Annotated in this window: 23 protein-coding genes; 7 read left to right on the top strand and 16 right to left on the bottom strand. The window is 43.3% G+C overall.

Annotated elements, in window-relative coordinates:
- Nucleotides 1-53: 53 nt before the first annotated feature.
- Nucleotides 54-1,211 (bottom strand): hypothetical protein, encoded by a 1,158-nt coding sequence (locus AC0VYI_RS08410; protein ID WP_475448630.1) that lies wholly within the window; start codon nt 1,209-1,211, stop codon nt 54-56.
- Nucleotides 1,212-1,769: 558 nt separating this feature from the next.
- On the opposite strand from AC0VYI_RS08410, the gene AC0VYI_RS08405 reads away from it, so the two are divergent.
- Together AC0VYI_RS08405 and AC0VYI_RS08400 are read left to right on the top strand one after the other, a co-directional pair.
- A complete protein-coding gene (locus tag AC0VYI_RS08405; protein ID WP_199477204.1) occupies nt 1,770-2,720 on the top strand; it encodes a M23 family metallopeptidase in 951 nt (316 codons plus the stop codon).
- Nucleotides 2,624-3,088 carry a bactofilin family protein gene (locus AC0VYI_RS08400; RefSeq protein ID WP_475448628.1) on the top strand — a complete coding sequence of 155 codons (465 nt, stop codon included), beginning with the start codon at nt 2,624-2,626 and terminating at the stop codon, nt 3,086-3,088. The genes AC0VYI_RS08405 and AC0VYI_RS08400 overlap by 97 nt, the downstream gene beginning before the upstream one ends.
- 62 nt (nt 3,089-3,150) lie before the next feature.
- Here the strand turns inward: AC0VYI_RS08400 and rho are convergent, their stop codons facing one another.
- The 8 genes from rho to AC0VYI_RS08360 form a co-directional block, all read right to left on the bottom strand.
- A complete protein-coding gene (gene rho / locus AC0VYI_RS08395; protein WP_475448627.1) occupies nt 3,151-4,098 on the bottom strand; it encodes a transcription termination factor Rho in 948 nt (315 codons plus the stop codon).
- 78 nt (nt 4,099-4,176) lie between these two features.
- The gene (locus AC0VYI_RS08390) at nt 4,177-4,695 is read right to left on the bottom strand and encodes a GNAT family N-acetyltransferase (RefSeq protein WP_475448625.1); all 519 of its coding nucleotides are present in this window, start codon (nt 4,693-4,695) and stop codon (nt 4,177-4,179) included.
- A 7-nt stretch (nt 4,696-4,702) separates the two neighbouring features.
- Nucleotides 4,703-5,317: an FMN-binding negative transcriptional regulator gene (locus AC0VYI_RS08385; RefSeq protein WP_475448623.1), complete on the bottom strand. Its 615-nt coding sequence runs from the start codon at nt 5,315-5,317 to the stop codon at nt 4,703-4,705.
- Between the two features lie 96 nt (nt 5,318-5,413).
- Nucleotides 5,414-5,896, bottom strand: a complete 483-nt coding sequence (locus tag AC0VYI_RS08380; RefSeq protein ID WP_199477273.1) for a tetratricopeptide repeat protein — start codon at nt 5,894-5,896, stop codon at nt 5,414-5,416.
- Between the two features lie 618 nt (nt 5,897-6,514).
- On the bottom strand, nt 6,515-7,132 hold the full coding sequence (locus AC0VYI_RS08375; RefSeq protein WP_475448620.1) for a LysE family translocator: 618 nt from the start codon (nt 7,130-7,132) through the stop codon (nt 6,515-6,517).
- Nucleotides 7,133-7,209: 77 nt separating this feature from the next.
- A complete protein-coding gene (locus tag AC0VYI_RS08370; RefSeq protein WP_067020831.1) occupies nt 7,210-7,854 on the bottom strand; it encodes a response regulator transcription factor in 645 nt (214 codons plus the stop codon).
- The gene (locus tag AC0VYI_RS08365) at nt 7,847-9,640 is read right to left on the bottom strand and encodes a sensor histidine kinase (protein WP_475448618.1); all 1,794 of its coding nucleotides are present in this window, start codon (nt 9,638-9,640) and stop codon (nt 7,847-7,849) included. The genes AC0VYI_RS08370 and AC0VYI_RS08365 overlap by 8 nt, the downstream gene beginning before the upstream one ends.
- An 8-nt stretch (nt 9,641-9,648) precedes the next feature.
- Entirely contained in the window at nt 9,649-10,743 is a 1,095-nt protein-coding gene (locus tag AC0VYI_RS08360) for an ABC transporter substrate-binding protein (protein ID WP_475431742.1), read from the bottom strand.
- Between the two features lie 176 nt (nt 10,744-10,919).
- Here AC0VYI_RS08360 and AC0VYI_RS08355 point away from each other — a divergent pair, with 176 nt between their 5' ends.
- Together AC0VYI_RS08355 and AC0VYI_RS08350 are read left to right on the top strand one after the other, a co-directional pair.
- Nucleotides 10,920-11,666 carry a nitrilase-related carbon-nitrogen hydrolase gene (locus tag AC0VYI_RS08355; RefSeq protein WP_475431741.1) on the top strand — a complete coding sequence of 249 codons (747 nt, stop codon included), beginning with the start codon at nt 10,920-10,922 and terminating at the stop codon, nt 11,664-11,666.
- A gap of 12 nt (nt 11,667-11,678) precedes the next feature.
- Nucleotides 11,679-12,998, top strand: a complete 1,320-nt coding sequence (locus AC0VYI_RS08350; protein WP_475448616.1) for an APC family permease — start codon at nt 11,679-11,681, stop codon at nt 12,996-12,998.
- A 96-nt stretch (nt 12,999-13,094) separates the two neighbouring features.
- On the opposite strand, the gene fos is transcribed toward AC0VYI_RS08350, so the two are convergent.
- The 4 genes from fos to gcvA form a co-directional block, all read right to left on the bottom strand.
- Entirely contained in the window at nt 13,095-13,493 is a 399-nt protein-coding gene (fos, locus tag AC0VYI_RS08345; RefSeq protein WP_475431739.1) for a FosG/FosC2-related fosfomycin resistance glutathione transferase, read from the bottom strand.
- A 25-nt stretch (nt 13,494-13,518) separates the two neighbouring features.
- The gene (gene panB, locus AC0VYI_RS08340) at nt 13,519-14,304 is read right to left on the bottom strand and encodes a 3-methyl-2-oxobutanoate hydroxymethyltransferase (RefSeq protein WP_475448614.1); all 786 of its coding nucleotides are present in this window, start codon (nt 14,302-14,304) and stop codon (nt 13,519-13,521) included.
- 48 nt (nt 14,305-14,352) lie between these two features.
- The gene (locus AC0VYI_RS08335; protein WP_475448612.1) at nt 14,353-14,769 is read right to left on the bottom strand and encodes a VOC family protein; all 417 of its coding nucleotides are present in this window, start codon (nt 14,767-14,769) and stop codon (nt 14,353-14,355) included.
- A gap of 163 nt (nt 14,770-14,932) precedes the next feature.
- Nucleotides 14,933-15,856: a transcriptional regulator GcvA gene (gene gcvA / locus AC0VYI_RS08330; RefSeq protein WP_475448610.1), complete on the bottom strand. Its 924-nt coding sequence runs from the start codon at nt 15,854-15,856 to the stop codon at nt 14,933-14,935.
- Nucleotides 15,857-16,150: 294 nt separating this feature from the next.
- On the opposite strand from gcvA, the gene AC0VYI_RS08325 reads away from it, so the two are divergent.
- Nucleotides 16,151-16,927 (top strand): SDR family NAD(P)-dependent oxidoreductase, encoded by a 777-nt coding sequence (locus AC0VYI_RS08325; RefSeq protein ID WP_475431736.1) that lies wholly within the window; start codon nt 16,151-16,153, stop codon nt 16,925-16,927.
- A gap of 282 nt (nt 16,928-17,209) precedes the next feature.
- Here AC0VYI_RS08325 and AC0VYI_RS08320 read toward each other — a convergent pair whose 3' ends face one another.
- The 3 genes from AC0VYI_RS08320 to AC0VYI_RS08310 all read right to left on the bottom strand — a co-directional run bounded on the left by AC0VYI_RS08320 (nt 17,210) and on the right by AC0VYI_RS08310 (nt 19,083).
- Nucleotides 17,210-17,737: a hypothetical protein gene (locus tag AC0VYI_RS08320; protein ID WP_475448608.1), complete on the bottom strand. Its 528-nt coding sequence runs from the start codon at nt 17,735-17,737 to the stop codon at nt 17,210-17,212.
- 461 nt (nt 17,738-18,198) lie between these two features.
- Nucleotides 18,199-18,600 (bottom strand): TIGR03067 domain-containing protein, encoded by a 402-nt coding sequence (locus AC0VYI_RS08315; RefSeq protein ID WP_475448606.1) that lies wholly within the window; start codon nt 18,598-18,600, stop codon nt 18,199-18,201.
- 108 nt (nt 18,601-18,708) lie between these two features.
- Nucleotides 18,709-19,083 (bottom strand): PaaI family thioesterase, encoded by a 375-nt coding sequence (locus tag AC0VYI_RS08310; protein ID WP_475431733.1) that lies wholly within the window; start codon nt 19,081-19,083, stop codon nt 18,709-18,711.
- A 215-nt stretch (nt 19,084-19,298) separates the two neighbouring features.
- Between AC0VYI_RS08310 and AC0VYI_RS08305 the strand changes: the two genes are divergently transcribed.
- Both AC0VYI_RS08305 and AC0VYI_RS08300 read left to right on the top strand, forming a co-directional pair.
- Nucleotides 19,299-19,766 carry an FAD-dependent oxidoreductase gene (locus tag AC0VYI_RS08305; RefSeq protein ID WP_475448604.1) on the top strand — a complete coding sequence of 156 codons (468 nt, stop codon included), beginning with the start codon at nt 19,299-19,301 and terminating at the stop codon, nt 19,764-19,766.
- Nucleotides 19,750-20,376, top strand: a complete 627-nt coding sequence (locus tag AC0VYI_RS08300) for an FAD-dependent monooxygenase (protein ID WP_475448602.1) — start codon at nt 19,750-19,752, stop codon at nt 20,374-20,376. Before AC0VYI_RS08305 ends, AC0VYI_RS08300 begins: the two co-directional genes overlap by 17 nt.
- The last annotated feature ends 252 nt before the right edge of the window (nt 20,377-20,628 follow it).

Raw genomic sequence — 20,628 nt, 5'->3', positions numbered from 1 at the left:
CCTCTTTAGTTGATACTACTTCGATTTGGAGCTGAGGCCCCTAACCGCCTCATTCAGCTGCGCCGTAGGCGACCGCTAGAATGACTTGTTAGGGCTTGCTTACGGATTTTCTCTATTAACCCAGAGAAGTCGTTAATTGCTGTTTCGGCCATTTCTGCTGATGACTCAGAAGCAGAATGAGCAATTTTGTGCCGTAAGTTATCTCTATGTGCTTTTACTGAAGACCATAGAGCATTATCTAACTCTGGTACTGTGAAACCACAATATTCTTTCATTAACTTTTTGCATCTTTGTTCAAAACGCTGATTATCGAACAATAACTGCTGCATTTCCTCTGAGGTTTTTCCAGATTCAACACCACCATTTTTTATTTGGATCGATATTTCGGCTTCTAGCGCAGAAGATGACTCGATGATGGCAGATCTGTATGCGCCTCTCTCAAACATATTCCATGCTCTTACTGTGAGCATTTTTATTTCATCAACACCTACGGAAGAGGACAGCTTACTTTTGAATCGTTCAATTTTTTCACTGTCATGGGTAAACCAACTTCTTTTAAAAATAGGTGGTATTTTACCAACTAATGTTGAGTTTTCTAATAGATTACCCTCGACATATGTGATTTGCAGAACGCCACCGCATGTTGTTTCACATACATCATGTAAGGATATTTCCTGTGCAAACCTGTCTTCAAATGCAACACAATAATGTTTGATAAAGTGATTACATAATCTTATGAAATCATAACCAAATTCTTTGTTGAATCTGGCTCTTGCATATATTTTCAGGATTTCAGCATCCAATTGAGATTTTTCATTTGAAGAAATTAGCCTTAGTAGATCGTTTGCTACTTGTTCAATATTCTCTTTCTCAGTATCACCTTGCCTTGAAAGTTCGGATTGTATTTTGCCACAAAATTCAGTGCTATTGAGGTCACTTCTATCTTTTGGGAAATCAACAAGATTTAGTGTTAAAACTGACCGTAGCTTTATAACAGATGTATCAGTTTGCCCCTTAGAAAACTTAAATGCTTCCTCTCGTGAGGCTAAAAGCATTACAGAAGGTGTCGTTGCCCCCTCAGTTACAACTGCATACAAATCGTTGTTTAGCTCAAGATGGTATTCATCACCTTCAAATCGAACTAAGTACCTCCCATTTGAGATATTTAGCATAAAGGGTAATTCTAAAATTTGAGAAAATAAGAATTTCATAGATGCCTAAGGTAATGTATAGAGCCCTAACTACTAAGCGATTATACAGTGGCGAAGCCATGGCTATAACCGTCTGTTGAACGGCCGCGTTATCTATAGGGGATTCGCTTTTTCAGAATTGGCGACGTCCCTGTTAATATCGCAGTGCTTTTTCTCCCTTGCTAAGGGAGATTCCCAACATTTAGGTGGGGTTTACGTTTATTTTTTATCACAGTATGACTCTTTTTACTCGAATCCTAAGCATTAGGCAATACTCGATCCTCAGCCTCCATGACCTGATCCGCTTTCAAGGCAATGTATTTATGCCTGAGTCTGTTAACGACTATTCAAGTGATGGACTAAAAGTCATGCTCTTGGGCGAAGCTGGCAGAGTGATCCAATAACATCAGTTATAAGCACTTCTTTTCTATAACCTGACAGACATTAATTTACCGCGCTTACTCTAAGTGTCTGGCCTAACCGATATTATTGAAATTTTCGCTTAGAAAGCCGAACAAAGGCAGTTATTATGTTATCTCTCACAATACTATATTTTGATGTTGGCCAATAAATAAGACGATGAAAGACAATATTACGATATCCATTTCTTCAATTCATGGAACCAAGCATTTCAGCTTCGGGAAAAGAAGCCGTCACACCTTCAAGCTCATGAGCTACTTGATTTTTATTGGCATTCTCTTCACGGCTGGCGTCATCTACTATTTAATTAACGATGCTGAATTTTCTAAACTTAAGCTGCGCGAATTAGAGGATAAGTCCTCCTATCTCAATAAAGAAGTCACCTCGCTAACAACATTAAAAACAAACTTAGAACAGGAATTATCGGAACGAGAAGAAAAAATGCAGTTGGTTACAGACCGGTTAGATGATCTAGAAAAAACGCTGGGCATGGATAGTGACAGCAAAGCTGGACTAGAATCTCGTTTGGATACCGCTGCCATCACCTCATCAATACGAGTGGCGATGCTGACGCAAATACCCAGCGGGCCTCCCGTAAAAAATGCTAGAATTTCTTCAGGCTACGGAAAACGCGTCCATCCGATCACAGGGAAAATAACCTTTCATCGTGGACAAGATTTTGCTGTGAATACAGGCACGCCGATTTATGCCCCTGCGGATGGAACCGTCGAAGTAATACGACCAGGAAATAAAGGGTCTGGTAATTTTCTTCGTTTGCAGCACTCTTACGGTTTTTCAAGCTCTTATTCTCACTTAAGTAAATTCGCGGTGAAAAGAGGGGATTTCGTGAGCAAAGGCGATTTAATTGGTTATTCAGGAAGCAGTGGCCTTTCTTCTGGGCCACACCTTCATTATGAAATACGATTTGTCGGACGATCATTAAATCCCAAACCATTTTTGGCTTGGAACGTCGATAATTTTGATAGCATTTTTAACAGTACAAGAGGTGTGGGATGGGAATCTTTGGTGGGCAAAATAGAGTTAAGAGTCAGTCAGCAGCTACAACTCTCATCGCAGAAGGTTGCACAATCAACGGCAACATTCAAGTAGCCAACCGACTACAGATTGATGGGCATGTTGAAGGCCAAATAGAGGTCATTAATCAAATTAAAATCAGTGCATCTGGCAAGGTATCAGGAGAAATCACCACAGAACGACTGATTATCAATGGTCATTTTGAAGGCACCTGCTACGCGAATTACGTAGAAATTTTAAGCAGTGGTGATGTCGTGGGCACCATTTACAGTGACAACTTAAGCATCGAAGCTGGCGGTAAGTTTGTTGGCAACACAAAACCGGCTAAAAAAGCGGCATCAAAGCAAGAAATTGAGGGGCTAGCTCAAACCAAGTATTCAAAACAAGAAACTAAGGATATAGATAAAAAGGTTTCCCTAATCAGCAATAGCCCTAGCTCTTAATAGCATTACTCAGGATGAGGCTAGTAATCTAGAAATGATAACACCGCTAGGATTCATGGAAGTCAGAATGCATCCAAGAGTTCGGCGTTAGTTGGGTACTTTTCCAATAAGGCCACTAACTTCTGAGCGCCTTCTAATGGCGTAAGATGAGTCAGTGCACGTCGCAAGGTTCGCACCTTTTCAATATCTTTAGCATCAATCAACAGCTCTTCACGACGGGTACTACTTTTAGCAATATCGATTGCAGGAAAAATCCGTTGATTCGCCACTTCACGGGATAATACGATCTCCATATTCCCCGTACCTTTAAACTCTTCGAAAATCACCTGATCCATGCGACTTCCCGTTTCCACCAGCACGGTAGCTAAAATGGTCAACGACCCACCATTTTCAATCTTTCTTGCCGCGCCAAACAGTTTACGCGGTATTTCCAACGCTCGACTATCTAGCCCGCCCGACATGGTTCGGCCATTACCTCGCTGCTCTGCGTTGTGTATGCGAGAGAGCCTTGTCAGCGAGTCGATAACTATCATCACATCCTTGCCTTCACCAGCTTGCTTGCGAGCCGTTTCAAGCAGCTTATCCGCCACTCGAACATGCTGGGTGTAGTTTTCGTCCGAAGACGACGCATGCACTTCTGCCGACACACTGCGTTTAAAATCCGTTACTTCTTCAGGACGCTCATCAATCAGCAAGGCATACAGCTTGATCTCAGGGTAAGCTGCTGCCACCGCCTGACAGATGTGTTTTAACATCGTCGTTTTGCCGGATCCCGGCGGCGCGACAATCAACCCGCGCTGCCCCATACCAATTGGCGTAATCAAATCCATCGCTCGCACAGTGCGCTGCTTAGAACCAGACGCTAAATGAAGACAAGGAGAAGGATGAACAACAACACCATTGAAAAAACGCTTCTCTGGGTCATTAGGAAATTGATCCTCGACCACATCGTCAATCGGACCTGCGTCTGCCTGTCTTTTGCCTTTCAAACTTAATATTTTTCTCGCCATAATATCGATGGATCGCCTTAGGTAATAAAGTGAATGGATCTGTTTATCGTCGTATGACGAGGTGCTTTGAGATAGAACTTACACTTGAAAGCGAATAAAATGCATCGTCAAATCCACATCGATATCTTCGCAGAGGCGATAGTCACTGCCCACAATACGAGACACCGCAGACTTCCAAAAATGAAGCGCGCCAGTATTTTCTTTTAAAACACGGATTTGCCACTTCCCTGGATAGGATTTGAGAATCAGTTCAAGAACTTGCTTACCAACGCCCTGCCCTGTAAATTTGCGTAACACAAAGAACTGCTCAATATCGTAGACAGACCTATTAGCAGGATATTTGCGTACCAGAGCAAAACCCGCTAATTCCCCCTCTACATAGATAAAATATGGAAAATGATCTTCTCTTTGCCAGTAAACATCAAACTGAGACAACCGGAATGAAAACTGCCCCTGATCATTTGGCGCCCATCCCATGAATTCAGACATATCATACACATAGTAATGGAATAAGTTCTCCAGTACACGTCGTGATGTCGACTCAATGTTGATCAATGAGACCTTCATGACTTGTCTAGCGGTTTGGATAGCGATCAAGATACTTTTATTCCCCTGTCCCTAAGTGTCTTTTATTCATATAGCTTGCTAACGCAAGAGAATCACCATGCGTACTTTCACTAAGGGCACGATAGACACCAATTTGATCATCCTGTTTTCGGTGTTGACCTAATTTGTCCTTCGCTTGAATATCATCAATAACGATCCTAAAACCAACAATCGCTTGAGATAACGTTTGCTTAAACGCCAATGGCATGAGTTCATTGTTATTATGAAGTTCTGGCTCATATTTAGAGATTAGTTCATCCATGAATATGCCAGTATCACGATCACTTAATAGTTCCACGCTTCCATAGCAGTGAACTGATGCATAATTCCATGTGGGAACCGCAGGCTGAGTCGCATACCACGTGGGCGAAATATACGAGTGTGGGCCACTGAAAACAGCTAAAACACGCTGCTGCTCTAATGCTTCCCATTGAGCATTCGCTTTTGCAAAATGACCATATAGACATCCCTTTGAATGTTGAGAGGCTTTATAAATAAGAGGAAGATGAGTGGCATCTAATGTGGGAGAAACAAGCAAAGCAAAACCAAACTCACTGATAAAATCAAAAATCGATTTTTCGTCAACCATTTCCATATTTTTCGGAATATACATACGCTCTTTACTCCTAGGACTGAGGCGTTTTCAGTTAGAGATAAAATACCAACGTTGGGAGAAAAGAAAGTATCATAATTGAGCCATTAATTCGCCTTACCACACCTTATCTAAATCCTTTGCATACAACATTATGGCTTGTTGATAGGTTTTGATTGACTCATGATTCGTCGTCGATATCAACAACTCAAGCAATAATGCAGTGGCTTCTTTATGACGACCTAGGTTATACAAACACATAGCATAAAAAGGTTTGACTTCAACCTCATTGGGATACTCAGCAAGCGTTAACTCAAAGTAGTGAAGAGCCTCCTTATAAGAGCCAATACCTCTAAGAGTACTCGCTAACCCAAACAGTGCATCGAAACGCTCTTGCTTTGAGAGCAAGCCAGACAATGCCGATTCATAGTGGACAATGGCCTCATGCTCCCTACCTTCATTGTCATAAGACCAAGCAATCTGTAGATGCGCCTTTGCCTTCCAATCTTCATCGTATAACAAGGTATTAAGCCGCCTTCTGGAGTCGTCATATTGACCAGACTGACGCAGTGCTATCGCTTCTTCTAAAACCGACTCCATCAATTCTTTAACCTCATTCAGCCAAACCTCTTATTCCGTTATTTTATGAAGAGTATCTCGTACGGCATCCACAACCACTTGGACATAATAACCATGTTCTATGCGTTCAATATACCAAAGGTGACGTTAGACACGACTGCTAAAATGAACCGCTGTAGATCAAAAATTCGCGCAGGAGACTAAACAAGATCGGCTTAAGTTTGCCCTATCCGCCGATATTAGGAAAGGTAAGAAACTATGTAGCCATTTACCTTGGCTACATAGTGGCGACTTATGACGAGATTGAAGGTTCTCGTGATATCGAGACGACCCACCACGAGAACGAAATAAAGCAAGGTTATTTTGAGACCTTTGCACGATGTCACGAGCAACGCCAAGCAAAGGTCTTTTCTCCCCCCATCGGCAAGAATAACGTTAAATAACCCCGACATGCCTTAAAGCACGAACGGTCATGGCTTTTCTTAGGCTTAAATGTTTTGCATCCTTAACCGCTAAATTGGTAGCGAAAAACCAAACACCAGAACGGCTCTCAACATAGCCAACATACCAACCGACAGGGTTTTCTACTCGTCGTGCCCAGCCACTAAGACCAAGCTATCTCTTCTAACAGAATGCTTATTATGTTCGCTCGCTAAATACTAGCTTGAGGGCAAGTGCCGCAAAGCTTGTGGCAAAAATGCGTTGAATCATAATACTGGCCTTCTCAGATTTTATGATATAGGCACTAAACAAACCGGATAAAAAGCCATATATAACAAACACAACAAAGGTCATGAGCATAAACACAGCCCCAAGTAAAAGCATACTGTTCAAAGGGTTTTCTACACTACTAGGAATAAACTGCGGAAGAAAAGCTAAAAAGAAAATGGACAGTTTAGGGTTTAAGATATTTAACAGGAAACCTTTGATGACAAGGCTCGAATACTGTTTGTTTGACTGTTGCTTAGAGAGGCTTAAAGGAGAAGAAGAACGCCACATTTGCCATGCTAAATAAAGTAGATAGGCTGCCCCAGCATACTTAACAACTTGAAAAGCAACGACACTCGTGTGAAAAAGAGCCGCAAGTCCGAAACTACTCGCTAACAAAGCCGGAATAATGCCTAAAGTACAGCCAAATGCCGCAAAGAAGCTCGCACGCTTCCCAGAAAATAGACCGGTAGCAACAGTGTATAAAACACCTGTCCCAGGGATCAACACGACAACTAGCGAAGTCAGTAAAAAACCAAAAGATATCATCGAATGTTTCCTTCTTGTAAGGTAGCAAGAACACTACCACCAAACCTAGACAGCATCACTATATGCATATCTTTAGCTTAGCGGACATTTAGGTTAAGCAGTAACCCCTGCTCAATGGCATAACGTGTTAACTCCGCTGAGTTGGTTAAACCCAGTTTTTTACGAATATTCGCCCTATGATTATCCACCGTACGCTTACTTAGTTTTAATCGTGAAGCGATGGCTTCACTGCCGTGTCCTTCGGCGACCAAGGTAAGCACTTCGATTTCACGCGTGCTAAGCGGGCTTTCATCTAGATTATTTTGACCATCCTGCCAGGCCATTTCTTGAGCAATCGCGGGGCTGACAAAACGCTTTCCACTCATAGCCCCCATGATGGCCTTTACCAGATCTTCAGAGGCATCCAGCTTAAGCACATAACCGTCAATCTTAGCGATAGACGAGGCGCGCTTAAAAATACTCAGCTCAGTATGCATGGTTAGCATAACGATGGCACCTTGATAACCACGAGAACGTAGGCGCTCGGCAAGCTCCAAACCATTCCCCTGTGTTAAGGAAATATCCAACACACAAACATCAGGTTTTTTCCCCATGATGATTCGCTCAGCATCAATGACATTGGTAGCCGTATCGACCACACTAATTTGCTGAGACTCTTCCAACAAGGCTTTAACGCCCTGCTGAAACATCACATGATCATCCACCACAACCGCATTAATCATGAATTGGCACCTCTAACAATATAGTGGTTCCATTGGAACCTTGGCTGTCAACACTTAAACTTGCCCCAAGAATCATACTTCGCTCGTTCATCGAGTTCATACCATAACTGTCTTCCGCTGTCTCCTCTTCCATACCTTTACCATCATCCGTTATCTGCACTCGATAGATATTGCCTGTTACGCGAAACGATAAGGTAATTTCTTGTGCACTACTGTGTTTAATCGCATTATTCAAGGCTTCTTGTCCAATACGATACACCTGATAAGCGCCCTCTTGACTCAAAGTAACTTCATCTTTCGAAAATATTTTGAGAGTTATGCCTGCCAAACTGCAGTTATGCTGTGCCAAACTGATAATGGCTTGTGTCGGTGAGCCTGACATAACCTCTATAGGTTTTAGATTACGAATGACGGATTTCAATGTATTCGAGGTATTGGCGACTTCAGACTTAAGCATCTCCCCCAAATTGGACTCCAACTTAGACGCATTGAGGTTGATTAACAGCTTAAGTGTAGACAGCCCTTGGCCAACCCCATCATGAATGTCCCGTGTTAGCCTTTCGCGCTCAATCTCACGGATCGACACCAAACGGTTAGATAAGGTTAATAAGGAACTCGCCATCGCTCTAAAGCGCTGCGCTACATTAAGTAATAATATAATAGCAGCAATAAATAATGTGATATTCAAAGGCTGAGCTGGACTGTAGTTAAAGGCCCAGAAGAACTGGGCTAGCCACCCTAAAGACGTCAATATCAACAAAAGACGGCCAGAAAACGGGGATTTACTTTCTGTTCGCTTGAGAAAAGCGTGTCTAAATAGTGCATGAAGCAAAATGGCCGCACTTAATATCTGGTTACACACCAGTAATCCTTGATAGAAAGTCCCATTGTAGGGTTCTAAAAATAGGCACAATAATACAAATAGATTGATCAAAAACAGCAAGCCGGTTAAACGCGCTACTCGCTGCCTTGGGGATAAGAGAACGACCAAAACAAAAACGGCAAAAGTCGAAAATAGAGCAGGAAACGGCGAATGAGCCGAACCATAACCCAGTGTGTCTGGCAGCAACAAAGAGTCACTTAAAATCCCACCAGCAACACACACAACGTAAGCACCAAACAGGGAGTTATCCCGCTCTTTAAACCCCACCGCCCGCATAAAAATCGAGAATAGACAAAAGGAAAGCAACAGAGCAACCATGCTACCTTGGGCTATTTTGATCAAGGTATCCGAGTCTTTGGCTTTTAACGCAAGGGTTTCATAATTGCCTACTTGAACCTGTTTAGGATTAAGTGTTAGTGGCTCTTTGTTACCGATAAGATGCACCAAAATTTGGTTCTCTCTGCGAAAATCGAGAAAACTAAACCACAGTTTATGGCGTGGCAGAAGATAAATCCGCGTTTGTGAATGTCGATAAAAACGTGCGGCACGGTTTTCCTCTAATTGAGTGAGCTTCACACCATTCACATACACTTGTGCATCGGCAAACAAAGGACCTAATGACAAGGCTAATTGGGCATTTTTATAATGCCATCCGACCAAGAAAGTGGAACGAAACCAGCGTTGAGTCAGTAGAGGAAAATGAAAATATGGCGGTTTATAGTCTGTGATTTTCTGCCACTGAGATAACGACGTTGGACGGCCATAGCTATCCATAGAAGGGTTTCCCTTACCTTGATAAACCTCCCAAGAAGACATAGAAATAACGGTTGGATCAACGATTTTAGGCGCTTCTGCTTTGACACAAGTGGAGAAAAAAGCCGTAAGAGAAAGCAACAAGGCCATAAAATATATCATGACGCTTTAAACAATTCCGATTGCCAAATTTGTAGCATTTGGCCAATGTCTGGAGAGGTTCGATTGACTAGACTATTTTTCAACACATACGCCACATCATCAACTTGCAAGCTGGCCCTTTGTTTCGCGGAATACATTTTTTCTACTTCAATATTAGGCGTTAAATTACAGGTAGCCCCTAAATAGGACAGAATATAGGACGCGTGAATTGAGGTTGTGTATTCCACTAATTTCATTGCCAACGCCTCGTTAGGATTCCCTTTCATCGCGGCGGATCCTTCCGTCCAAATAATGCCTTGCTTCAAACCATTGCGGGGCACGGGTAAGACAGTCTTGATTTGACTAAAACCCGCCCGTCTTAGCGCAGAAGTAAGATAGGTACCTGCTCCTATTATCGTTTTTAACGAACCATCCACGATGCCTTTTTGACCGATACTAATATCAGGCACAAAAATAGGTTGATTCTTGAATAAAGCCCGAAATGCTTGCCGCAAAGTCTCTAACGCATACTTATCTAGCGGTTGGTAAGGGTCAATGCCTAAATAAAGCGCTATCGGTAAAATCGGCCAATCCCCCCAGTCCATGACACCAATTTTGCCGCGGTTTTTTCGGGCAAAACAGGGCGCATAGCTCTGGTAGTCTTCCTCTTTAACATAGGCGGTATTAATCGTTGGGCCAATCCAGCCCCAACGAGTGGGTAACCAATTCCTGGGCGGATTTTGTTTTGGCAAAAACTGCTCGCGAAACTGGGGATAGTATTGCTCATAACGTGATTGCCTCAAGGAATCTGAAATTGTAGCCAGAGATCCTTCACGGTCTAATCGTTCTAACCATGGGCTATCAATAGAGGCCACGTCGTAATCTAAATGGCCCTTACCGCTTAATTTTACATAAGCCGCTGGACTGTCATTGATAACCTCACTCAACACATCACATTTATTCAAATGCTCAAACTCATTAAGCAACGCAGGTAAATCATAGCCATCCCAGCACAAATAGCGCAAAACAAGGGATTGAGCAAAAGCCTGCCGCGAAAAAGCAGCATTCCCCAGAAAAATAGCGCTTAATTGAAGAAAACGACGTCGGTTCATCTAGATGGTCAAAAGTAAAACAGACATCAGTGTCCCTTACCTTTTGACATTGTTCAATAGGTATAAATACCTATCGTGTTTGCACACAAATACCAACCCCATTGCACTTCTCCCTCATTTCTTTCTGTATGAAACTCGCCAAGAATAGAAAAAAGCGTCAACAACTAGGCAAAATAATGATGAAAATAACACTTGCTCAGATTGAAATAGATGACAACGATTTTACAAAAAATGCCGAGAAGATCGTTCACATCATCGAAACCCATACTCACTCAAACATCATCCTCTTCCCTGAATTGGCTGTTACGGGTTTCCCTACAGCAGACAATCTAGAAGATAAATTTACCCAATCCCAAGACGCTTTTGAACGTATTTGCCAAGCAACACTTACCACACAAAGCCACATTCTAATAGGTCAAATAGAGCAAGACGGCACAGCCTTCTACAACAGTGCGTTTTTGATCCACCAAGGGAAACAGCAAGTTTTACATCGCAAAGCGCATCTCTGGCTGGACGATATTGGCTTATTCACACAAGGCAATCGCTCTTCACTGGTACACATTCTAAATGCCAACGTCGGCGCACAAATCTGCTTTGACTTGGAGTTTCCTGAAGGCAGCCGAGCGCTTGCACAACAAGGCGCCGATCTGATCCTAATGCCTAATAGCAATATGCACCCATACGAAAATACCCACTTTATTTTGAGCCAAGCTCGCGCCATCGAAAATCAAGTCTTTGTCGCTACCTGCAACCGTGTAGGTTCTGGTCACGGCGGCCAATTTGCAGGCGAGAGCTTAGTGGTGTCTCCGTTTGGAGAAGTGCTGCTTCAAATGAACGAGGATGAATCGATTCAAACCCTGCAACTGGACATGGAACAAGTCCAGTTATCCCGAAAAGATTATCAATACATAAACCACCAATAGAGTGAAAACATCATGAAAGCGAACACACAACTGAAAAAAACACTTGGGCTCGGCAGCCTAATACTGTTTGGTTTGGCCTATATGGCACCGATGATTGTCTTCGGTACCTATGGCGTTATTTACAAACAATCTGGCGGCCAAGTGGCATCGTCCTATGTTGTTGCCATGATTGCGATGCTGTTTACTGCGATTGGCTACGCGGTGATGGCGAAGAAGATTCCTGAATCCGGTTCATCTTATGGCTATGTAAGCAAAACCTTTGGCGCCAAATTCGGCTTTTTAATTGGCTGGGTGATCTTGCTGGATTACCTTTTCTTGCCTATGGTAATTTGGCTAATCGGCGGTGTATATCTAGAAGCTTACGCGCCCTCCATTCCAGGCTGGTTCTGGTTAGTCGCGTTTATCGTGCTGACGACAGGACTAAACATTGTTGGCTTTGGCGTTGCCAAAAAGGTCAACCTTGTACTGATGATACTGCAATTGGCCGTCATCATCGCTTTCTGTGCTTTGGCTATGATGATGGTGTCCGACCCAAGCCATGCAGCTGTCGCAACAACGACAACCACCCCTACCCACCCTCACGTTAGCCTAGTGTTCGTTGGTGCCGCGATTGCCTGTTATTCTTTCTTGGGATTTGATGCGGTTTCAACGATGGCGGAAGAAACAGAAAACCCAGTGAAAAACGTTCCTAAAGCCATCATTTGGGTAACCGTAATTGGCGGTGTCATCTTCGCTGCGGCGTCTTTCATTATGAGTACGGCTTTTCCAGATATTTCTATTTTCAATTCAGACTCTGCGGCTGCGGATATGGCAAAACAAGTGGGCGGTATTGTCTTCTCATCTATCTTTGTGGCCACCTTGGTAATCGCTCAGTTCACATCAGGTCTAAGTGCTCAAGCTGGTGCATCACGCTTAATCTACGCCATGGGCCGTGATGGCGTGTTACCAAATAGCTGGTTTGGAGGGTTACACGAGCGCTTTAAAACCCCTTATGTGAGCATTCTTTTAGTGGGTGTTGTGGGTTTCTTGGCATTGAAACTCAGTGTTACCACCTCCACATCCTTTATCAACTTTGGTGCTTTCTTGGCCTTTATGTTTGTCAACCTTTGTGCAGTCGTCTCTTACTTCCGCATGCCACAATCTGAGAAATCAGTGGGCACTTTCCTTACTCATGTGGCAGCACCAGTATTAGGTATTCTTTGTATCCTAAAACTGCTTGTTAGCCTTGATGAAGATGCCATTACCTTAGGCCTATGTTGGTTAACCTTGGGAGTATGCATTATGCTGTTTTTACTAAAACGCGGCACCAAACTCGAATTAGAAATAAAATAACGTTATAAGCGTCATACAAAAAGGCCAAGTGTTTGCTAGTTTTTAGCAACACTTGGCCTTTTTAATAAACGGAATTGACCTTAAAAGCTTTTCTATTTACAGCCAAACAAGTCCGCTATATGGCTTTGTTGTCAGAGCTTCTAACCTGCTTTTCAGTGAGCCTGAGTGTAACTCTAATTTGTGACCATCAGGGTCTAAAATATACAACGACTGCCCTTCACTTTTGTTTTCTTTCCAGACGTCGACACCTTGCGAAACGATACGTTTTGTAAAGGCTTGAAATTCGTTCGGAGCGATATCAAAGGCGATATGGGTGTAATCGTTTTTAGGGCAGGGCTCATCACAAGAAAGACAGAACCAAAGTTCACCTACCGACAAGTACGCCCCATTGTCCCACTTAACGTGAGCAGTGAAGCCTAAAGTATCTCGATAAAACCCTAGAGAACGTTCCAAGTCACTCACTGCGATGGTGATATGATTAAGGCCTAGAATCACGGTTTACTCCAACAACATGCGCTTATTAACGTCCGATGGTTCCTGTGAGCGGAATGATATTGCTCGGAAACGTCATTGACTCAACTTCACCGGCAAACTCCTTTGCCACTTTCGAAACGGTTTTGCTCACATAAGCATACTGCTTCGAAAATGGCGGCCAATAATCACCAAGCCCCAGAGCATCGTTAATGACCAAAACTTGTCCATCGGTATCAGGGCCCGCACCGATACCGATGGTAGGAATAGACAATGCCTCGGTGATCTCACCTGCTAGCGCATAAGGGATATGCTCAAGCACTACCATAAACGCCCCAGCATTCTCAATCGCTTGAGCTTCATTGATGATTTTCTTCGCTTCCTCGCTAGACTGGCCAACTTGCTTGAAATTTTTGGCCGTTTGGGGGAGCAATCCAGTATGCCCGACCACCGGAATATTGTGCTTCACTAAGTGCTGGATAACTTGGACATTAGCGCCTTCCAGTTTCACGCTATCTGCCCCCGCTTGGATAAGCCGCTGAGCGTTGGAGAAGGCGGTTTTCGGATCAATATCTGTGCCATAAGGTAGGTCTCCTATTATATGGGTTTGCTTCGCACCGCGACGTACCGCCCCGATGTGATATTCCATATGTTCTATAGTGACCTCACGGGTGCTATCAAAGCCCATTTCAACCATCCCCACGGTGTCACCAACAAGAATCACCGGAATCCCAGCTTCTTCAATACTTCTGGCAACCGGGCAAGTATAAGCAGTTAGCATGGGGATAGGCTTCGTTCCCTTCATTGCTACAAAATCTTGCGGATTCATTTTCATTGTTTTCTTCTCCTATTTTTGTTGCTAAGAAACTAACACCAAGGTTTGTTAAGCGCGTTTTTCCACTTTCCATGGTGGGTTTAAACGGTTCTCCCCCGCCCAATACAACTTAATTTTATTACCAGACGGATCTTTAATGATCGCCTCTTTCCAAAGGTAAGGTTGCTCTGTTGGCGCTTGTTCAAAGACAATCCCTTTTTGCGCTAGGTCCTCACACAGCTCTTCAAGGGCTTCATGCTCAAAATAGATAACCGAATGATTTTCAAATGTATCGCTTTCAAGAGAAAGAGAAAATGTTGAAGCCCCATCTGGGCAAGAAAAACGAGCATATTCAGGGGAATCAACTATTTGCGTAAAGCCCAGTTTTAGATAAAACTGCACGGCGTCTGCCATATTGCTAACCGGTAAAGTGACCTGATTAAGTTCCACTGTTCCTCCAAGTACATCGTCGTAGTGACTCTCCACGAGGCTAGCCTCTAATAACACACAGATCAATATAAAAAAGATGACAGTGAGGTGACGGTCAGATCAGCTCTGAGTGAAACGTCATAAGTTAAAACCGTACGACTGCGAACTATCTATTCGGATCCATCGATGGCAGCATAAACGTCAACAAGTAATATGATTTTTATTGCTCTTTGTCTTGACTCACTTCACTAAACAACCATTCTCGGAAAGCCAGCATTCTTGGTAACGCAGCACATTCCGAGCGATAAACCACGTAATATGCTAAAGGCGAATGGAATTTAATATCTGGAAACAAACGAATCAAATGCCCCGATGCTAGGTCATCTCGAACCATAACACTACGAGCAAGTGCTATTCCTCGCCCGTCTATGGCCGACTGAAGGACGGCTGCGGAATTATTGATTTGAATATTATGCGCTGTCGCATGATCCGTCACTCCCGCTTTTTTTAACCACTCCGACCAAGTCGGGAACCCCGTGTGGGCATCCATAGACAAATCATGAATCAAGGTTTCTCGAAGCAGTTCACTGGGATGATGAAAACGACGCTGTTCATGCAATAGTCTAGGAGAGCAAACAGGATACACCTCTTCGTCCATCAGCTTCTCAGCTTTCAATCCCGGCCAATTACCCAATCCATAGCGAACACCAATATCGACGCGTTGAACCGCAAAGTCGACAGGCTTTAGGTTGGTATCCAAACGAACATCGGTTTCTGAACATATATCCTGAAACCGATCCAGTCGTGGCAATAACCATTTAGCGGCGAATGCCGGACTCACTGTCACGGTCAGAACACCGCTTACGGAGCTTTCCTGCAAGCGCTCTAGCCCAATGGTTAATTTATCAAACCCCGCTCGAATGTCAGGCAATGCTCGCTCTGCGGTTTCTGTAGGAATCAACCGAATTTTCCCACTGTTCATCCGATGAAAAAGAGGTGCATCAAGCCATTCTTCCAATGAGCGAACGAGTTGTCCCACGGCAGCGGGGGTCACATGCAGCTCTTCTGCTGCCGCTGAGAAACTCTGATGCCGGGCACTGGCTTCGAAAGCCCGGAGCGCATTAAGGTGTATAGGCAGCTTCATATCGATAAACTTTTTCTTTAGCGGTAATACAGATTATCTCGTTTGTGAATGGAAGTAAATCCGTGAAAAATATCCATAAAGCCGATGAATAAATGCTCCTTTGCCAACATCGGTGAGTAAACAGTATTTATCTAAAAGAGTCTCTGAAAAGTTTTTCTTTATGATAATACATCAGAAATAACGGTCAGAAGGCCGAATAAAATGTAAACAGCAAAGAGTGAGGACACGACACAACCGTCCTACTCAATCAACACCAACAAGTCCCGCGTTATGCGGCTAAAGAGAGATTAAGCGATGAACAATCAATTTGCAGGTAAAAAACTACTGGTTATCGGTGGAACAAGCGGAATAGGCTTAGAAACGGCGCGAATGGTCCTTGAACAAGGAGGTCAAGCTGTGATCATAGGTCGCCGCGCAGACAAGGCAGAAACAGCACGTACTGAGCTGTCTTCCCTAGGGGCAGTCGAAACGTTGACCGCCGACCTGACCACAGATGAAGGTACGCAAGCGCTACTAAAAGTCATTGATGACAAACATTCAGACGTTGACTTATTGCTCAACGCAGCAGGTGTGTTCTTCCCTAAACCCTTCTTAGAACATAGCGCATCTGATTACGATCAATACATGCAAATTAACCGTGCATTTTTCTTTATTACACAAAAAGTTGCCGCCAACCTGATCGCAGGAAACCGTCCAGGTGTTATCGTCAATGTAGGCTCTATGTGGGCTAAACAAGCGATTGCCGCGACACCGTCGTCAGCTTATTCCATGGCGAAAGCAGGTCTGCATTCTCTGACTCAACACCTAGCAATGGAATTGGCTGCCAACAATATTCGTGTCAACGCGGTATCACCCGCAGTGGTACAAACACCAATTTATGAAGGTTTTATTCCTAAAGAAGAAGTTCACCAAGCGCTTCAAGGCTTCAATGACTTTCATCCAATTGGCCGTGTGGGAACTCCTCAAGATGTCGCAAATGCCATTACTTTCCTATTCTCTGACAAAGCAGACTGGGTCACTGGCGCAGTTTGGGATGTTGACGGCGGTGTAATGGCTGGTCGTAACAAATGAAGTGTGACAGACGCCCTCAAAATCTTTGTGTCTAAATGCACGATAGACATCAATATCACAGAAATGAGCGGATGAGAAAAGCGATCAAACAAGTTAAAGGCTTTATTGTACTCTAAATCTGAGGCATTTTTACGGCGACTATGGCTAAAAAGGATTTAGTCATGAGACAAGAAGAAAAATAACATGGCGTTTCTTGGCTGAAACGCCATGATTCAGGGAAGACAACATACTGACTCCCACAAGGCTGGCCTCTAATAACACAGAATCTCTCTCTATACCTTTTTACTTATTTTTCGTAAGCAATAAAGCAAGCTCTCTTTTTAACTCCCTTAGTGGCATTTCATGCCCACCATTAAATTCAATTAGTTTTGATTTTGCGCCAACGGATTGAAGATGTCGGTGAAAATTTAGCATGTAAGAATAATGCCAATGATCATTTTTTCCTATGATGGAAATTACACGACCACAATTTGATAAATCTTTTTCTGAGTCCCCCCAAGCACCAGCACTTCCAATAGATACCACCCAAAAATCATCAGGAAGAAAGCAATTTTGAATAAGCTTACTGGTAAAAAAGCCACCATTAGAAAAGCCAATTATCCCCTCAAGCTTATCCCCACTTTCAAAGTTGGCACTACTTGTTATCGTCGAAAGCGTCCTTGCCAACTCATCTACATTATCCTGTGGCCAGCAAAGCTGATTATCATTTTGATGACATTTAGTAACCGATCGAGGTAAATAGAATTTAATAGACAAGACATGGCCAATTTCATCTAGCTTTTGACGATTAGCCAGCTCTTGCTCTGACACATTAGGTAGATCCATCCCATGTAGATAGATAACAACAGAATGACTATCCCTATCTCCGAGGAACTTAGCATTACGCAACCGCTGAGAATCAATTGCATCACAATAGAAATATGTGGCAACGCCCCCAATCAAAATACAGATAGCAAGTATTATTCCTTTAATATGGCCCTCCAGAGATCATGGCCGACTCTTCGGTTATACGTTATCGCTTTTGGTACTAAATAATGAAAAAACCGACTTCTTTAACCTCTTTGCCAACTTTTTAACATGGTAGCTTGTTAAAAACGCTCCTAGGACTTTTATACTAGTCAATTCATATTTTGGCTAGCATTACCCTCTTACCTAAACCAAGCATACCGAGACTTACGAATCAACCGTACACATAATGCACCAGTTCAGACACTCACATAGAGCACCTTCTTAGGTAAACAGTCCATGTAATGAGAATCGCATGTCACTCACTAGCTTGCCTTATGTCGTATAAATGAACGCATTGTCAGACCTGGAACCGTCTTAAACTCAGTGGGCCATGGCTGCCCTTCATCAGCTGCGACAAATATGAAGTGATCGCCCTCAATAGCGTATATGGCAGGCAGTCGTTTTCCCGTATCAGGTCCTATGGAATCGATCCATGTAATACGCTTCGGATGTGCTGAAGGATCGATGTCGAAATCCCCTTCAATCAAAACCGTTCCGTCGGGCGTACGGACAGAGAACTGCGTCCCGAAAAAATAGCAAAGCGCTCCAGGAACCGAGTGCTCATCAGGAGGGTTGACTTCGCCATCCGCTTCCAACGCAACCTGTTGCCACGCGCCTTGAAGTATTTCTATTTCATTTGCAATTAAATGCTCTTCTTTGTTCATAGCCGATGTTATGCCCATACGATGAATGCCTCACTTTTGACCGTCATTGTCTCATTGTCAGGATAGCCAAAAGTGTGGTTCAAGACCCTGTTAGATCAGCAAGCGCACTTACTTGGAAAGAACATGACTTGTCGTCACATCAGCAATCAATTTGTCGCCAGCACCTGTGACCGTTGTGCGCACGACACTTACCGTTTTGCCACGTTTAACAAACTCCGATTTTGCCACAAATTCGCCGCTTGTTTGGTTTGAAACGAGGTTGGCATTCAAATTGATCGCCAAAGGAAAGCCCTGCATGCCTTCTTTAGCTTCAATACCCCCCATAACCAACACGGTAGCAGTAACATCAGCAAACCAAAGTATCGCCCCAGCGTGCGCTGTACCGAATGGATTTTTGATACCTGCGGACACAGGCATCTCTGAGATCACAATACTTTCTGAGTGCTCTTTGATGGTAAACTCAATGTTTCCTTTGACTTTCATACATCATCCCCTTTTCCCTTCAGAAGAAACCTCCACGAGTATAGGCTTAAAACCCCATGCCTAAACGAGGTCTTTGCCAACTCTATCACGCTCCCTAAACGCATAAAACTATAATTTATATGACTTTTTTAGTTTTATAATACTGAGACTATCGATAGTTGATCGCCTCTCGTTATAAAATACGGCCAACTTAAATCAACCAAGAGAGTCATTTAATGCGGGTGTTAATTGTCGGGGCTGGGGTGGCAGGCTGTGCATTATATCGACGTTTGAAACCATTAGGTTTCACAATAGATATCATTGAAAAGTCAGCAACACTCAGTAGCGAAGGTGCAGCAATATGTTTGCCCGCTAACGCCATGATGGCACTGGATAAACTAGGCCTGAGTAAACCTGTTCTCAATCTTGCCTATCAAGTTGATCAAATTGAATATGCCTTATCATCAGGCAAAACCTTGGCGCGCGCTTCTTTGCATACCACCCCATTAAATAAAGCCCCTTTTGTTGCGTTGAAGCGCGATGACCTTATGTCTGTGTTGAGAAAGGACATAGCAGAAGATGTACAACTAAACACATGGCTTGAAGACATTAAACAAGATAACAACAAAGTACTTGTGACTTTCCAATCTGGTGAGACAAAAGCCTATGATTTGGTGGTCGCAGCGGATGGCATTAACTCATAAAGTCACCAACTGGAGATTCACGACTAAAAAGCCTGTGGTAGGTATTCAGCCAACTTACTATGTTGGTAATGAATCAGCCTTTATGATTTACCCCATCAGTGAAGATGAAGTCTATTGTTACGGCCAAATTATAGATGAAGACGGCAAGTTTGCCTCGTTAGCAAGCAATAAAGCCATTCAAGAAGTTTTTTCTGACTATGCATCACCCGTTACTGAATGCGTTAATAGCCTGAATGAGGATCAACACATAGTGCTTGGTCAGTTAAAGACCGTGCAACACACAGAACCGCTTTTTAATCGGGTGGTGTTAGTCGGTGATGCCTTACATGGTTGTCCGCCAAGTTTGCAACAAGGGGCAGGCATGTCTTTAGAAGATATTAACTGTTTAGCGGATTTTTTAGAGCAACATGAACTGCATGATGCTTTAAAACAATACCAGCAGAAAAGAGCCGACAGAGTCACTTGGACCGTTAAAGAGTCGAATAAAATTATTAAGTTAGCAGGTCTAGGCCGCTCGCCTATCGGGCGATTTATTCGCAATACCATAATTCGTCTAAAAGGCCCTGCCAATGTTGTAGGATGGCGAAAATTGCTTACGGAGATGGATTAAAAAACACGGCATTAATTTAGCCTGATCTGTTTTCGGCCACAAGTTGTGAAGGAGCATAGCAAACCTGCCGCTATGCTCCTTACCGAACCAGAGAGTTTGCTAAACTAAGATAACACTGCCAACTGCAGCCCAAACAACGATTGTCACTTGCTAAGCCCCCAATAGTGGTAAATGCTTAACTTTGTATAGGTAAGCGATAGCTTGATATAATGTTTTAACTCTTTTTGATGAAGATCGTCTTTTACATTAAAG

The organism is Marinomonas sp. 63XJN7_9_ISO-PGPR-S23-217 (genome assembly GCF_056173515.1).
Note: the sequence above shows the minus strand (reverse complement) of the source record. Positions and strands in the feature narration are given on the sequence as shown.